The sequence below is a fragment of the Rhodococcus rhodochrous genome (genome assembly GCF_900187265.1).
In the GTDB taxonomy this organism is placed as follows: Bacteria; Actinomycetota; Actinomycetes; order Mycobacteriales; family Mycobacteriaceae; genus Rhodococcus; species Rhodococcus rhodochrous.
In genome coordinates this window covers 4,356,679-4,372,215 of the sequence record NZ_LT906450.1, presented here as the reverse complement: position 1 = coordinate 4,372,215, position 15,537 = coordinate 4,356,679, and the positions used below count along the sequence as shown (strand labels likewise).

The window sequence follows — 15,537 nt, the reverse complement described above, 5'->3', positions numbered from 1 at the left end:
GTGGATCTGTAAGCACTACCGCCAGGCTTCCCAGGAGTGATGATCCGAGCACTTCTTCTCCCTCTGTTCTTGCGGCCGACTCACGTGTTCCGACCGAGTTGGAGAGAGCCTAACCTGACTCGATCTTGATTCCTCGGTGACGCTCCTGTGGCAGCACATACCGCTGAGTATGCGACGAGGCCCGGCTCTCCATGTTGGGAAAGCCGGGCCGCGTTCTTGTATGGAGCCTGTCCTACCAGGTGCGGACCTTCAGGCCCGGGTTCTCCGCGAGGACCGTCTTGATCGGCGTGGCGAACAGTTCGGGGCTCTCACCGAGCAGGCCGCTGACGAACCCGGCGATCTCGCACATGCCGTACTGGCCGACGTTCGAGGCGCTGGAGATGCCGAGGGCGAGGGTGCCGGTGACGAGGGTGCCACCGCTGTCACCCTGCAGGGCGCACAGGTTGGTGGAGAAGCCGTTCTCGAGCACGCGGTGGCCGATCTCGACGTTCTGGCCGGTGGCGGTCACGACGCCGCAGCTGTAGCCGGTGCGCAGGCCCGACTTGCAGACCGGAGCGCCCACGACGGGATCCGCGACACCCGTGATGGGCAGCGGAGCGGCGAACGGAACGCGCACGCCGTTGTTCTCGAAGCGACCCGCGGCAGCGGCGGTGGGGCGGATCAGCGCGTAGTCGCTGCCGTCGAGCACCGTCTTCTCGAACGAGCCGAGATGCTGGCCGAGGTTGTCGCCGATGAGCTGGTGGACCTGGGAGGCCCACCGAGTGCCGGCCTGCGCGCGGTTGGGGTCGCAGTGACCGGCGGTGATGTTCACGGGCTGTCCGTTGCCGTCCTCGCCGTTGAAGCCGAGCGAGCAGCGCAGGCCCTCGCCGGCGCCGAGCGCGGCGTAGGCGTCGCCACCGAAGAGAGCGTCGGGGGCGTCGAGGCCACCGGCGATGGGCTGCAGGTCGGTCGCGCCTTCCGGCGTCAGCTCGGCGGGAGCGAACAGCACGCGCACTCCGTCGAGGAAGTCGGGGAGCTCGACACCGGACACGTTGTCGGTGCGCACGACGACGTCGTTGTTCACCACGTCGATGGCGATGCCGCGGATGACGTCGGCGACGGCGGGCGGCTGGGTCTCGAGCCAGTCGCCCAGTGCGCCGAGCTGATCTTCGAGGGCGTCCTCGCTGCGTTCGGTCTCGGCGACGGTGAATCCGGCATCCTCGGCGGCCTTGCGGGCCTCCTCGAAGCCGTCACCCTCGGTCAGGCCGACCGTGGCGGTGCCCTGGTCGTCCAGCCACACACCGGCGAAGACGGCTTCGAACTGCTCCCGTGCCTTCTCGGCGAACGCGGCGAGATCCTGGCTGCGCTGCGCATCGGCGAGGAAGCGCTCGGCATCGATGTTCAGGTCGCGCTGCAACGCCTCGACGAGCTCGGCCGGCAGAGACGATGTCTGCGCGGGTTCGGTCTCGGGTTCGGCCTGCGCGATGGCAACGGCAGGACCGAGGAGCAGCAGTGCGGCCGAACCGATGACGGCCGTCCGACGTGCGAAGGTGCGTCGCATGGATACCTTTCTCGTTCCTTCACGCATGCACGCGCGAAGGCGCCGTTCCCCCGCGGATCGGCGTCCGTCCGATCCTAAGGGGTGAGCGAGGAAGTACATAGGTACTTCTCGGTTACGGATGAGACTCGTGTGACTGTTGTGACGAACGGACCGGACGGTTCCGGCCTTTATGCCGGGTTCGCCGCAGTACGGACTCGGGTGCCGGTGGCGTTCTCGATCTCCTGGATCGGAATGCCGAGGCTGGAGGTACCACCGTTGGGCGCGAGTACCAGGTTCGCCTCGACGCAGTTCGGTGCGCCGGCGCTGTTCGATCCGCTGATCACGCCGAGGGCGAGGGTGCCGGTGACGATCGCGCCACCGCTGTCACCCGCGAGGGTGCAGGCGGAGGTCGCGAAGCCGCGGATGGTGCTCGAGAAGCCCGAGTCGTAGGTCAGCTGGGTCTCGATGCGGTCGGCGACGACGAGGCCGCACGTGAACGACGAGGACTGTCCCGACTTGCAGACGGGCGCCCCGACGACCGGAACGGCCGTGCCGGTGACCGTGAGGGTCGAACCGTTGCCGCCGCGGACCGACGGGCGATCGAGGCCGGCCTCGACGCCGGCGTCGTCCAGCGAGACGATGCCGTAGTCGAGGGTGCTGTCGGTGCCCACCGTGGACTCGGTGAACTTGCCGATCCGGACGCTCTCGTCGATGTTCGCGCGGTTGGGCAGGTAGACGGTCGAACCACCGTCGGCACGGGCGACGGCGTCGCAGTGACCGGCGGTGAGGTTGACGGCGTTGCCGTCGGCGTCGACACCGTTGAAGCCGAACGAGCAGATGCCGATGCGCTCGATGGGCGTGGTGCGGACGTCGCCGTCGGCGGTGATGTAGGTGTCGCCACCCATCGGGGCCGGATCGTTGGGCGGCATGCCCGGCGACAGCTGGACCTGCACGTTCGCCACCAGCGACGGCAGGTTCAGTGCGCGCCCGATCGGCGAGTTCACGATGTCGAGGACGATCTGGTTGTTGAGCACATCGATCGACGCGGAGTTGATCTGCGACGACACCTCGCGCGGGAGCCCTGCCACCCAGCGGTTCAATTCGGCGAGGGCCTGCTCGAGTCCGTCGGCCGAGACCGGCGCGACCGTGGCGTGGAAGCCGTCCTGCGCGGCGCGCTCGGCGGCCTCGCGGTTCGTGACGGCGATGACCGGCTTGCCGTCCTCGCCGAGCCAGGCACCGGCGAACTCGGAGGGGTGCTCGGAACGGAAGTCGCGGGCGTAGTCGCCGAGCTCCTGCGCGCGGGCGGCCCGGTCGAGATACTCCTCGGGGGACAGACCCAGGTCGCGCTGGATCGCCTCGACGAGTTCGGCGGGAAGTTCAGCGGAAGGCAACTGTTCGGCGGGCGCGGCACTCGCTGTGGCGCTCAAGGGCACTGCCAGCAGAACCGCGGAGGCCGCTGCGACTGCGACGCGGCGGGTGGTGGAACGGACTGCGGCGCGCGACGCCGACGAGAGACGCATGGAGGCCTTTCATGTGTGCTCGATGTGCTCTTGAACAGGTGCTTCGTGGATTCGGCGAGCCGACCCGCGGGACAGCCTACGGGACGGCCCGGCGACCGCCGATAGTGCCGTAGGTCACCACTGGGATACCTGCGCTGTCTAGTTGGGGGTCTCAGTCTCCGACGGCTCCGAAGTCTCCGACGGTGTCGGTCCCTCGGAGGGCTCGGGATCGGTCGTATCGGACGTCGGCGGAGTCGTCGGGGTGCTGCTGTCCCCGCCACCGCTGCCGCCTCTGTCGCGTCCGCCACCCGAGGAATCACTGGGCTGGTTCCGCCTCGACCAGCCTGTGCTCGACGTGGTCGAGGACGTGTCGGACGTGCTGGAGGTGGTCGAGCCCGGCGACGACGACGAAGAAGAGGACTGTTCGCTCGTGCCGGTGGTGGGATCTACCCAGGTCTGCTGCACGACCGGCGGAGCCACCGGGACCGTCTGCTCGGCGGTGGCCGGCTCGGTCGACTCCTCGGTGGTGGTCTCCTCGGTGCTGCGGGGAGCCGGTGCGGGGCGCGCCTTCGAGGTCGTCGTGGTCGCGGGTGCGGTCGGGGTCTCGGCGACCTGCGTTCCCGCGGTGGCCGTCGGAGAGTCCCGCAGTCCGAACACCAGCGCGCCGACGCCCACGAGCAGCGCGATCGCCGCGGCTGCCGCGATGGCCGTGACCTTCGACGAGCGACCCGAGGGCTTCTCGTCGGCGGTTTCTCCGACCGCGACGGCGGCGACCGTCGCCTTCGACGTGTTCGCCGCGGGCGTCGCGGCGGGAGCGGGCGTGGCACCCGGAGGGGGAGTCGCCGTGATCTTCGAGATCACCGCGGTGATCTCTGGGTCGAGTTCGCTGCGTCGCGGTTCGGCGAGCTTGGCGGTGGGCAGGATCTGCGTCGACCCGAGGAGGTCGACCGAGCCTGCGGCCGCGGCGAGAGCAGCGCCGCGCACCATCGTCTGGTGCGGCTCGGGCGCCAGGGCGCACCGCACGCCGAGTCCGGTCTTCACCGACTGCGCGACGAGCTGCGCGGCGCTCGGGTCGACCGCTTCGTCGACCGTGACGACGATGGCGTCGAGGTTGCTCACGAGCCAGCCGAACGCGCCGAGCGCCGACGAGAGCTGCGCAGCGACCGACGGGGCGTCGCCTTCGGGGTACCGGAATGCCTTACCCGCCGCGACTCCCGAGCGCACGAGGGTGACGGTCGAGCCCTGCGGGTCGATGTGATAGACCGCGACGAGTCGTCCGGTCTGGTGCGCGACCTGCGATTCGAACCATGCCGCGGCGGCCTCGGCGTCGGAGACGAGCGAGACGTGACGCAATCCGACGTAGTCGAGGGCGTTGCGCAGCACCGCGACCGTCGAGCTCGGCCAGTCGGTGGGGTGCGTCGCCACTGCGGTGTACGGGGTGTCGCCGATGAGGGAGGCTGCGTCGGCGAGGAGGCATTCCATGGCCGTGGCGACGAGGTCTTCGGCGCGGGAGAGCGAACCGTCGTTGGCGCGGACACCACCGGAGTGGCCGAGGCGGTCGACGAAGCCGGTGAAGGAACTGGTGTGGCCGTCGACGACGTCGTGGTCTCCGAGCGTTGCGGTGCCGTCGGAGTGCAGGTGGACGGCGGTGAACCGCTCGATCGGTGCGGGGTCCGGCCGTCCCGGCGTCGGTGAGGTGACCGCAACCGACGACACGGTGGTCCCCACCCTCAGGCCTACGCCTACGGACATGCCGGCTTGCCTCCATTCCGGTCGGAGTGTGTGTGACGGGGTACATCTGCGCCGTGCCCCATGGCCCGAAGCAGTGACAGGAGCTCCGAGCGGGAACCGGCACCGAGTCGGCGCCGGATACGGGCGACATGATGTTCCACGGTCTTCGCGGAAATGTACAGGTGGTTTCCTACCTCCCGGTAGGTGAGGCCCGAAACCACCAGGTCGGCCACCTGCGCCTCTCGCTCGGACAGTGCACCCGGCTTCTCCCGTGCACCGAGGGGTGATTCGTCCGGATCGCCCGGGGGAGTGTCGGGGGCGATGTCGACCGGTGCGCGACCGGCCGGGCCGTCCTGCCGGATCGTCCGCGCGACCTGCAGTAATCCGGTGGCGACAGTGGTGTCGTCCGCCCGCAGCGCTGCTTCTCCCGCGAGCTTCGCGCCGTCCCACGGAAGACCCACGGACGCGAGGGCCTCGGCCGCTTCGCGGATGCGCGTCGCGTCGACCTCACCGCGCAGTACGGAGAGCCAGGCGTGCCCGGCCCGCGCGAGCACCGCGGCGTAGGCGGTGGTCTCCGCGGCCAGGGCCAGCGCGCGGGCGTGCGGGACGAGGTCGGCCGGCCGGTCCGCGGCGATCGCGACCTGCACCCCGTACCAGTGCAGCGCCGCGCCCCACAGCGGTGGCTCACCGAGGGTGGTGAGCAGTACGCGGGCAGCGGCGACGAGGTGCGCGACCCGCGCGGACTCCCCGAGGCGGACGGCGGCCAGCCACAGTTCGCCCAACGGCAGCAGCCCGAACAGGTCGACGGAGTACTCGGCCACGACCGACTGCGCGGCCTGCCACCGCACCGTCAACGCTCCGAGGTCGGCATTGCGTCGCGCCAACCCGACCTGCAAGGCGTGGAAGAAGAGGAGGTCGCGCTGCCCGGTCACTTCGGGAGCGACGGCTTCGGCGGTCGCCGCCGCGGCTGCGAGATCACCGCCGAGCATCTCGGTCCACGCCACCAGGATGCGATTGCGGACGGTGGGAGTCTCCGGACGGTCGAGGATCGCGCGTGCGTGCCCGAGTTCGCCCGAGTGCAGGCACAGCAGTGCGGCGACGGCGTCGACCGTGTCGGGCCAGGCGCGCAGCGGCCCGTCGGAGCCGAGGCTCGTCAATGCGCGGGCGAGGCGGTTCATCGCGATCCGGCCGTCGCCGCCGACGGATTCGCGCAGGCCCTCCTCGAGCAGTCGTGCGGCGGAGGCCGCAGAGGTCGGCGCACCCGAGGTGGCGGCACCGCGGAGACGTTCTGCGGCCGAGGGTCGTCCGGCGGCGAGCAGCACGGTGGCGGCGAGGGGAGCGTCCGTACCGACCCGTTCGGGACCGAGCCATTCGAACAGGTCGGCACTGCGGTCGAGCATGCCGCGATGCGCGGCGATGCTCGCGGAGATCCGGGTGGCGGCGCGCAGGTCGTCGACGTCCGCCGTGTCGACGCGGTCGAGCAACCGGTCGGTGATCTGTTCGGCTCGCTCGAGATCCCCTGCCGCGAAGGCGACTTCGGCTCGCCGCACCGCAAGGGTCGCGGGATCGGCTCCCGCGGGTACGGCGGCGTCGAGAAGATCCGCGGCCTCGCGGGGCGGCGCGTCGGCTGCGAACGCGACGAGTCGCTCGGCGAGATGCGGGTCGGTGAGGCCGATCGTCGCGAGGCCGCGGGCGAGTTGCGGCGTCAGCGTTCCGGCATCGAGACGAGTCGCGAGGAGGCGACGCGCGACGACGAACAGGTTGTGCCGTCCCAGGGCCGCCGCGGGCGCACCGCTCGCCCCGGTGGTGAGGCTCGCGGCATCGGCGCCGAGCAGACCACTCGCACGGGCCGCATCGACGAGATCGAGAGCGCGCTCGACAGGGATGTCGAGCACGGCGGCGAGTTCGCCGGGATCGAGCGCCGCGCCGAGGTCGACGAGCGCCAGAGCTGCGGTGAGATCGAGATCCGCGAGGAGCTGCCGGCGGATCGCTTCCTCGACGGCCCGCCGGACAACGCTCTCCGTCCGCACGGCGTCGAGGGCGGTGTCGACGAGATGCGGTACGCCGCCCGTGAGGCGGTGCAGGGCACGCACCTGGGGCGGTGCGAGCCGGAGCTCGAACGACGCCGCGCGACCGGCGATCTCACGAGGTGTCCACGACCCCAGTTCCACCACCGTCCCGCTTCCCGTGAACGCTGCGGTCAGCGAGCGCATCTCGGCTCGGTGCGGTCGGGCTTCGGTGGCCACGACGATCCCCGTCGGTGCATCCCGGATGTGGTCGACGAGCTCCTGCAGTTCCGCGGCGGTCATGCGGTGTGCGTCGTCGACGATGCGGGTGTCGGCGAAATCGGTTCGGAGCGAAGCGAGGATTGCGGACTTCCCGGTTCCGGTGCCGCCGACGAGCAGCAGTCGCGGGGGAGCGGCCGCGGTCAGGGCACGCGTGACCTCCCTGGGGACCGGGCGTCGCGGAGGGGCGGGAGCGGACGTCATCGGGATCGGTCAGCGTCCGGTTCCGAGCAGTCCGCCGACGACCTGCCCCGTGCCGTCGAGGACACCCCCGACCACGTTGCCGGTGCCGTCGAGCACCCGGCCCACGCCGTTACCGACACCCTCGACGACCGCGCCCGCACCCTGACCTGCGCCCGACAGGGCGTCGCCGACGCGGCTGCCACCCGTATTCGGTGCGGTGGGTGCGGTCGGTTGCGGTGCCGGCGCAGGAGCGGGCGCCGGTGCCGGGGCGGGAGCCGGTTGCGGTGCCGATTCGGGTGCCTGCGTCGTCTCCCCGGGTGTCGCCGGTGCGGGTGCGGTCGGGTCCGGTGCAGGTACAGCGCCGGTGGGTGCGGTACCGGAAGCGGGCGTCGCGGCGACCGGGACAGCAGTCACGGTCCCGTCCGGGCCTTGCACCCGGACCGGGACGACGGTTCCCGACTCGGACGGCTGCGCGCCGGTCGTGCCGGGGACGGTCGTACCGGGGACGGTCGTGGTGGTCGTCGGGTTCCCGGCCACGATCTCGCTCGACGGACGTACCTCCGAACCGGGCGTCTCGGCCTCCGACGACAGGGTGCCGATCGCCAGCCCGCCCCCGGCGAGGACGACGACGGCGGCGACAGCGGCACCCACCAGCGCGAACGAACGGGCGCGTGCGGGTGTGCCGGTCGCGGTGTCGACGACTGCGGGCCGATGCGCTGCAGCGACAAGCTGCGCCTCCGCGGCGGGCACCACCGGCAGTGCGACGGTCTCGGGTTCGTCGTCGACGACAGGTGCAGGAGGCGCCACCGGCGCCGCGGCAGTCGGGGCACCGACCGCGGCCGCTGCGAGCGCGGCTCCGTGCGCTGCGGTGAAGGCCGGTCGCGCCGACGAGACGATCGGCAGACCCAGCTCCGACGAGATCAGTTCGGCGACGAGCGGGGTGGACGAGCCACCACCGATCAACAGCACGTGTGCGATGTCCGACCGGTCGAGCCCGGCCCCGCGGATCGCATCCTGCACCACGGCGAGCGACGTCTCCAGCGGCTCCCGGGCGAACTCCTCGAACTCGCTGCGCACCAGACGCAGGTCGCGGTGCAGGCCCGGCAGCGCGACCGGCACGACCGTCTCGGTGTCGCTGGACAGTGCCTCCTTCGCCGCGCGGCACCGAGCACGGAAATCGGCGAGGGCCGCGACGGTCGCGGGATCGAACGGGTCGAGGTCGGCCGCGTCCTCGCCGAGCGTTCCCAGCAGATAGGTGGTGACGAGATGGTCGAGGTGGTCGCCGGAGACGTCGTCGCTGCTCAGCGGTCGGCCCAACAGCGTCGGATGCGTCCCGCCCTGCACGACGGCGACGTCGAGGCTGCGCGCACCGAGGTCGTAGACCACCGTCACGTCGTCCCCCAGCGGACCGTGGGTGGCGTCGAGCCAGCGCACCGCCGCGATCGGTTCGGGGATCGTCCCTGCGGTCACGCCGGCGCGGACGAGCGCCGCCTGCAGGGCCTCGACGGTGTGCGCCGACCACGCGGCGGGATGCGCCAGCATCGTCGGCACATCGGAGGTGCCGGTGCGGTACTGCAGACAGGCCACGGTTGACGCGACGAGATCCTCACCGAGGTAGGTGGAGCCGTCCTCGGCGAGGATGCCGACCGGATCGCCGACCCGGGCCGCATAGCCGGAGAACGCCTGCGCACCGGGGGTCGGGGCGCCGAGGACGGGGGCTCCGTCCTCGGGGAGATGGAGTTCGGTGGGGACCGACAGAACGCTGGGATCGCCGGATCGGGGCTGGTCGAGCACGGTGAGGGCCACCGAATTGGCCGCCCCGATCGTGACGCCGAGTCCTGAATACATGCATGCTCCCGGGTTCTGGCGGACACAGGTCCGCGATCTCGTTCCACCGTTCGGTCTCGATGAGCCTGTCGTTCCCACCCCGTGACCTGTTAGCTCCCACACCGCCCACCGGCCCGATCGTGGGGACGATCCCCTAACGACCCCGATGCCCCCGCACCCCGATCCCCTAACGGTCGACGGCAGACAGGGGGCCGCACCCCCTGTGCCCGTGACCCGCGGATTCGTAGCGTCGTTCCCAGATCCCCACGACTCAGGAGACACGCGATGGCCACCAACGCCGTACTCGACTTCATCCTCGGCCTGTTCCGCGACGAGAAGGAACTCGCCCGGTACTGCAGCAACCCCGAGGCCGTCCTCGCCGAAGCCGGACTGGACGACGTGTGCCACGCCGACATCGTCGCCGTCGCCCCGCTGGTCGCGGACAGCGGTCTGTTCGCCGGGACCGCCGCCGAACTGACCGCAGCGCTGAACGGTGCCGCGAACGTCGGAGCGTCGATCGCCGGTACCGCCGCGGCGGGCCTGGGTGGAGCAGTGGGCCTGGGTGGAGCGGCGGGCCTGGGTGGAGCGGCGGGCCTGGGTGGAGCAGTGGGCCTCGGTGGCGCCGCCGGCCTGGGCCTCGGTGTCGGGGCAGGACTCGGTGGGGGCCTGGGTCTCGGTGGCGGACTGAACCTCGACGCGCAGACCGGGGTCGTCGCCGACCTCGGTGCACAACTCGGAGCGGCGCTCGAAGCCGGTGGCGAGCTCGGCGCTTCCCTGGGTGCGGCACTCGGCGGTGCACTCGGCGCGGGTCTCGACCTCGGTGGAGCCCTCGGCATCGGGGGCGCTGTGGGCGGAGCGCTCGAAGGCGGACTGGGCCTGGGTGTCGGTGCCGCCGCCGATCTCGCCGCCGCGATCGATGCGGCCGTCGAGGCCTCGGGCGGTCTCGGCGCCGACCTCGCGACCACCCTCGAAGGAGCACTGGGTATCGGGGGCACGCTCGGTGCCGATATCGGCCTCGCCCTCGGTGGCCTGCTGGAATCTGCCGTCGACGCCGGGGGCGCGTTCTCGACCGAGCTCACCGCGGCCCTCGACGGCGGCGCCGAACTCGGTGTCGCGCTCGGCACGACACTCGGGGGCGTGCTCGGCGTGGGCACGGAACTGACCGGTGCGCTCGGCACGAGCCTGGGCGGTGTCCTCGGTGGTGTGGCCGATCTCGGTGCCGGCCTGGGAACCGACCTCGCCGCCGGTCTCGACGCCGGCGTGGGCGCGACCCTCGGTCTCGGTGCGTCCCTCTCGGCCCTGCTCGGAGCGGGCGGCGGCGCTGCGGCCGATCTCGGTGCCGCGCTGGGGACCGTCATCGAGAGCGGTGCGCACGGTGGCCTGCTCGGCGGCGTCGACCTCGACGCGGTCCTCTCCGGTGGTGGTGAGATCGATACGGAGACCGGTGCGGGCATCGACCTCGGCACGGTGGTCGGTGGGGTGCTCGGCGGCGCGCTGGGCCTCGAGACCACCGCGACCACCGAACTGTCGTCCGCGCTGAACGTCGCCATCGGCTCGACCACCGATATCGGCGCGACCGTCGATTCGACCGTGCAGGCGGGGACGAGCCTCGGAACGGACCTGTCGTCCGTCCTCGGCTCGACCTTCGCGACCGGTGGTTCGGCAGGCGCCGAGCTCGGCCTGCAGCTCGGCAGTGCACTCGAGACGGCCGCGGGGTCGGTGCCCGTCGATGCGGGTGCGGATCTCGGCTCGCAGCTCGCGACAACGATCGGCGGCAGCCTCGGCGCCGGTGCCGAAGCCACCGGTCAGCTCGGCTACGCCCTCGACGGAGCGCTGGACGCGGCGGCGGAACTCGGGGCCGGAGTGAACGTGGGCGCGGACCTAGGCGCCGCGATCGATTCGGGGATCGGCGCGGCCGGTGGACTGGGAACGTCGGTCGACCTGGGTACGGCAGCCGACTTCGAGAACGCCCTCGATCTCGGTGGTGCAGCAGATCCGGGTACTGCAGTCGACCTCGGTGTCTCCGGCGGCCTGGAGAGCGCAGCCGACCTCGGCGCCGAACTGTCCACGCAGGTGGGGACGGCCCTGTCGGGTGGTGCGGAGGGTTGGGCGTCGGTCGGCGAGGACGTCTTCGGCTCCGCCTCGGGAGCTGCAGGTCTGTTCGGCGAGGGCGGCCTCACCGCGACCTCCGGTCTCGGTGGTGGTCTGTTCGCCGGAGCCGGTGGCGACTCCTCGCTCGGCGCCGGTGGCGACTCCACCGATCTCGACGGACTGCTGCCCTGACCGCAGCGGTGCGGGCTCCGGGACATAATGGCCGGAGCCCGCACCGACGGAAGGCGAGTCGACGCAGCCCATGCAGCATTCACCGGATACGCAGCATCCATCCGATCCCTCGAGACGCCGAGCGCTCCTCGACCTGATCGACTCCGTGATCGCGCGCTCCCGCAGCGCCGGGCGCAACGATCTCACCGACCGGCTGACGGCCGCCCGCACGAAGGTCACCGACCCGCGACTGCGGGTGGTCGTCGTCGGGGGACTGAACCAGGGCAAGAGCCGGTTCGTGAACGCACTGCTCGGCCTCGAGGTGTGTTCCGTCGGCGACGACGAGACCACCGCGGTCCCCACGCTCGTGCAGCACGGGCAGGAGCCGTCGGCCGAACTCGTCCCGACCGGTTCGGCGCCGCGCATCGCCGTTCCCTTCGACGACCTGCAGCAGGTCGCGCCGCGCAGTGCCGGCCGGGACGTCGAACGGCTGGAGGTGAGCGTGCCGAGTCCACTGCTCGCCGACGGGCTCGTGTTCGTCGACACCCCGGGTGTGGGCGGGCACGGAAATCCGCACACCGCAGCCACATTGACGCTCCTCGCCACCGCGGACGCGGTTTTCGTCGTCTCGGATGCGAGCCAGGAGTTCACCGCTCCGGAGATGGCGTTCCTGCGGCAGGTGCAGACACTGTGCCCGGCGTCGGCGGTGCTCGTAACCAAGACCGACATGTATCCGCACTGGCGCGCGATCGTCGACGCCGACCGCGAACACCTGCAGCGCGCCGGGCTCGACCTGCCGTTGCTGCCCGTCTCGTCCCTGCTGCGCGAATACGCCCTGCGCACCGACGATGCGTCGCTGCAGCAGGAATCCGGCTTCGACGCGATCTACGACTTCCTGCGCGACCAGGTCGTCGCGCGCAACGCCGACTCGGCGCGCCTGTCGGTGGCACACGACGTGAAGACCGTCGTCGACCATCTCGCGCTCGGTTGCGAGAGCGAACTCGCTGCGCTGCGCGACCCCGAATCCGGGAACGCCGCGATCGAGGACCTGCGCCGGGCGCGTGCCGCGACCGAGGCGTTGCGGACGCGGGCGGCGCGGTGGCAGATCACGTTGTCGGACGGCATCGCCGATCTCGCGGCCGACATCGACCACGACCTGCGCGACCGGTTGCGCACAGTGACCCGCGACGCCGAAGCGTCCGTGGACGAGTGTGATCCGGGCAAGGAATGGCCCCGGCTGGGGCAGTGGCTCGCCGAGCAGGTCGCCGAATCGGTCGGCGACAACTTCGTGTGGGCGCACGAACGCGCCGGGATCCTCGCCGGCAGGGTGGCGGAGCACTTCGCGCTCGACGACGCATCCCTGCCGTCGCTGCATCTCGGCGACCTGTCGACGCTGCTCGATCCCGTCGAGAACCTGTCCGATCTCGAGTCCGGCCGGATCGGCATCGGTCAGAAGGTGCTCGTCGGCATGAAGGGTTCCTACGGTGGCGTGCTGATGTTCGGTCTCGTCACCACCCTGATGGGGATGGCGCTCGTGAACCCGATCTCGGTGGGAGCCGGAGTCGTATTGGGCACCAAGGCGTATCGCGACGACAAGCAGGTCCGGCTCGCCAGACGCCGCGCCGACGCGAAGAACGCGATCCGCGCCTTCACCGACGACGTGAGCTTCCAGGTCGGGAAGGAATCCAAGGACCGGCTCCGCCTCATCCAGCGGCAGTTGCGCGATCACTTCACCGAGATCGCCGAACAGACACTGCGTTCGCTCGACGAGTCGCTCGAAGCGACCCGTCAGGCCGCGACCGTGCAGGAACAGGAACGCCGGCGTCGGATCGGCGAACTCGACACGCAGGTCGCGGAACTGAGCCGATTGCGCGAGCGCGCCGCGGAACTCGCGGGAGTGTCGGCGTGACCCCGGCCCTCGCGCGCGCCCGCGACCTGCTCGACCGGGCACGCGCGTCGTACGGCGGGAACCCGGCCGTCGCGGACCGGCTCGACCACTGCGCCGCGCGACTCGATCAGCCGCTGCGGGTCGCGCTCGCCGGATCGCTCAAGGCCGGCAAGTCGACTCTGCTCAATGCGCTTGTGGGGCAGGACATCGCGCCCACCGATGCGACGGAGTGCACACGCGTCGTCACCTGGTACCGCAACGGGCCCGTGCCGTCGGTGAACGCCTGGTACGACGGGGAGCGCCGCATGCCGGTGCCCGTGCACCGTCCCGACGGGCGTCTGACCTTCGACCTCGGCGAACTCACCGCCGACCGCGTCGACTTCATCGACGTCGAATGGCCCGCCAGCGCGCTGGCGCAGACCACCATCATCGACACCCCGGGCACGTCGTCGCTGTCGCAGGACGTGTCGGCGCGGACCCTGGCGCTGCTCACCCCGGAGGAATCGGCCTCGGGTGCCGACGCCGCCGTCTACCTGATGCGTTCGCTCGGCGCCGCCGACGTCGAGTTCCTCGAACGGATCGGCCGCCATGTCGGCGGGGGATCGGGGCCGCTCGGCATCGTCGGCGTGGTCTCGCGTGCCGACGAGGTCGGTGCCGGTCGCGCCGACGCGATGATGTCGGCGAAGCAGGTCGCGGCGAGGTTCACCGACGAACTCGAACGCACCGGACTGTGCCAGGCGGTCGTGCCGGTCGCCGGGTTGCTCGCGCTCGCCGCACGAACGTTGCGGCAGAACGAGTTCGCGGCCTTCGAGGCGCTCGCCCGGATGCCGTCGGACCAACTGCAGGTCGCGATGTTGTCGGCCGACCGCTTCGCGCGGCCCGACGTCGACCTGCCCGTCGACCCCGGGATGCGGGCACGTCTCGTCGACCGGTTCGGTCTGTTCGGCATCCGCACCGCAGTTCTGCTCGTGCAGCTCGGCGCGCGCGATTCACCTTCGCTCGCCGCCGAACTCGTCGCGCGCAGCGGGCTCGACGAGCTGCGTCAGGTCATCGACGTGCAGTTCGGTCAGCGCGCCGATCAGCTCAAGACCCATTCGGCGCTGCTGGCGCTCGAACGGGTGCTGCACGCGTGCGGCGATCACGACCTGCTGGGAGCCGTGCGACGCGAACTGGCCGACGACCACGGCTTCGCCGAACTCCGCCTGCTGGGCAGACTGCGGTCGGCGTCGGTGTCGTTGCCCGACGAGGAGGTCCTGGCGCTGCAGCGTGTGGTCGGTGGATCCGGGATCGGCGCCACCCGGCGCCTCGGACTCACCGACGACGCGTCGCCCGCCGAGATCCGCGCGGCAGCCGTCGACGCGGTGCGGCACTGGCGATCCCGCGCAGAGTATCCGCTGCTCGATCCGTTCACCGCGAAGGCCGCAGCGGTGGCGGCGCGCAGTGCGGAGGGGCTGGTCGCGGGAGCCGGCCGGTAGACGAGTTGTAGCCGGACGATCGGCTTGCACCTCACGTAACGTGAGGTCATAGCGTCGATCGTGCCGGTACACGGAGTGCCGGTGGAAGTGGGTGGACGATGCAGCAGACACGTTCCGGACAGCAATGGAAGGTGGGGCGTCTCGCAGCGGAGACGGGCCTGACCGTGCGGACCCTGCATCACTACGACGACATAGGCCTCGTGCGGCCGTCGGGCCGGACGGCGTCGGGTCACCGGTTGTACGAGGAGCCGGACGTCGAGAGGCTGTACCAGGTGCTGGTGCTGCGTCAGCTCGGGCTGTCGCTGGACGCGATCGCCACGGTCACCGACGGTGACACCTCGCTGTCGGAGATCCTCGATGCGCACCGTGCCTACCTGGACGATCAGCTCGCGGCAACCCGCACGCTGCGCGCCCAGGTCGAGATGCTCTCCCGCACGGTCCGAACGTCGCCGGATGCATCGGTCGCCGACTTCCTTCAGGTGATCCGAGGAGTGATCGAAGTGGACGACGTCTTCGAGAAGTATTTCGACAAGGGACAGATCGCAGACCTCGCGGAACGACGCGCAAGGCTGGGCGACGACGTCATCACGGCGGCGGAGGCGTCGTGGCAGGAGCTCATCCCACGTGTCGACGCTGCACTGAGTGCGGGGATGGATCCGGCTTCTCCCGAGGCCCAGGAGATGGCACGGCAATGGATGGGTCTGCTCGAGCAGTTCCACGGCGGCGACGAGGGCCTACGCGACAGCCTCTACCGCATGCACGAGGACAACGCGCAGCAGATCGAGCAGGAGTTCTGCGGGCCGAGTCGTGAACAGATCGAGTTCATCACGAAGGCGAACGAGGCGCGGGGGATGTGATCCGGCGGATC

General features: G+C 71.0%; 9 protein-coding genes. 4 read left to right on the top strand and 5 right to left on the bottom strand.

The window, feature by feature from the left end; all coding sequences use genetic code 11:
* Positions 1 to 232: 232 nt before the first annotated feature.
* From CKW34_RS20060 to CKW34_RS24820, 5 genes are all read right to left on the bottom strand, one after another.
* The gene (locus tag CKW34_RS20060) at positions 233 to 1,540 is read right to left on the bottom strand and encodes a S1 family peptidase (protein WP_059384623.1); all 1,308 of its coding nucleotides are present in this window, start codon (positions 1,538 to 1,540) and stop codon (positions 233 to 235) included.
* Positions 1,541 to 1,707: 167 nt separating this feature from the next.
* Positions 1,708 to 3,039, bottom strand: a complete 1,332-nt coding sequence (locus CKW34_RS20055; protein ID WP_059384622.1) for a S1 family peptidase — start codon at positions 3,037 to 3,039, stop codon at positions 1,708 to 1,710.
* Between the two features lie 138 nt (positions 3,040 to 3,177).
* Complete coding sequence (locus CKW34_RS20050; protein ID WP_059384621.1) at positions 3,178 to 4,770, bottom strand: Hsp70 family protein; 1,593 nt, start codon at positions 4,768 to 4,770, stop codon at positions 3,178 to 3,180.
* Positions 4,761 to 7,238 (bottom strand): LuxR C-terminal-related transcriptional regulator, encoded by a 2,478-nt coding sequence (locus CKW34_RS20045; RefSeq protein ID WP_059384620.1) that lies wholly within the window; start codon positions 7,236 to 7,238, stop codon positions 4,761 to 4,763. The genes CKW34_RS20050 and CKW34_RS20045 overlap by 10 nt, the downstream gene beginning before the upstream one ends.
* A gap of 9 nt (positions 7,239 to 7,247) precedes the next feature.
* On the bottom strand, positions 7,248 to 9,065 hold the full coding sequence (locus tag CKW34_RS24820) for an Hsp70 family protein (protein WP_064059957.1): 1,818 nt from the start codon (positions 9,063 to 9,065) through the stop codon (positions 7,248 to 7,250).
* Positions 9,066 to 9,329: 264 nt separating this feature from the next.
* On the opposite strand from CKW34_RS24820, the gene CKW34_RS20035 reads away from it, so the two are divergent.
* The 4 genes from CKW34_RS20035 (at position 9,330) to CKW34_RS20020 (ending at position 15,526) form a co-directional block, all read left to right on the top strand.
* Positions 9,330 to 11,327 carry an IniB N-terminal domain-containing protein gene (locus CKW34_RS20035; protein ID WP_059384619.1) on the top strand — a complete coding sequence of 666 codons (1,998 nt, stop codon included), beginning with the start codon at positions 9,330 to 9,332 and terminating at the stop codon, positions 11,325 to 11,327.
* Between the two features lie 70 nt (positions 11,328 to 11,397).
* Complete coding sequence (locus tag CKW34_RS20030) at positions 11,398 to 13,215, top strand: dynamin family protein (protein WP_059384618.1); 1,818 nt, start codon at positions 11,398 to 11,400, stop codon at positions 13,213 to 13,215.
* Positions 13,212 to 14,669: a dynamin family protein gene (locus CKW34_RS20025; protein WP_059384617.1), complete on the top strand. Its 1,458-nt coding sequence runs from the start codon at positions 13,212 to 13,214 to the stop codon at positions 14,667 to 14,669. Before CKW34_RS20030 ends, CKW34_RS20025 begins: the two co-directional genes overlap by 4 nt.
* 98 nt (positions 14,670 to 14,767) lie before the next feature.
* Positions 14,768 to 15,526 (top strand): MerR family transcriptional regulator, encoded by a 759-nt coding sequence (locus tag CKW34_RS20020; RefSeq protein WP_016695945.1) that lies wholly within the window; start codon positions 14,768 to 14,770, stop codon positions 15,524 to 15,526.
* The last annotated feature ends 11 nt before the right edge of the window (positions 15,527 to 15,537 follow it).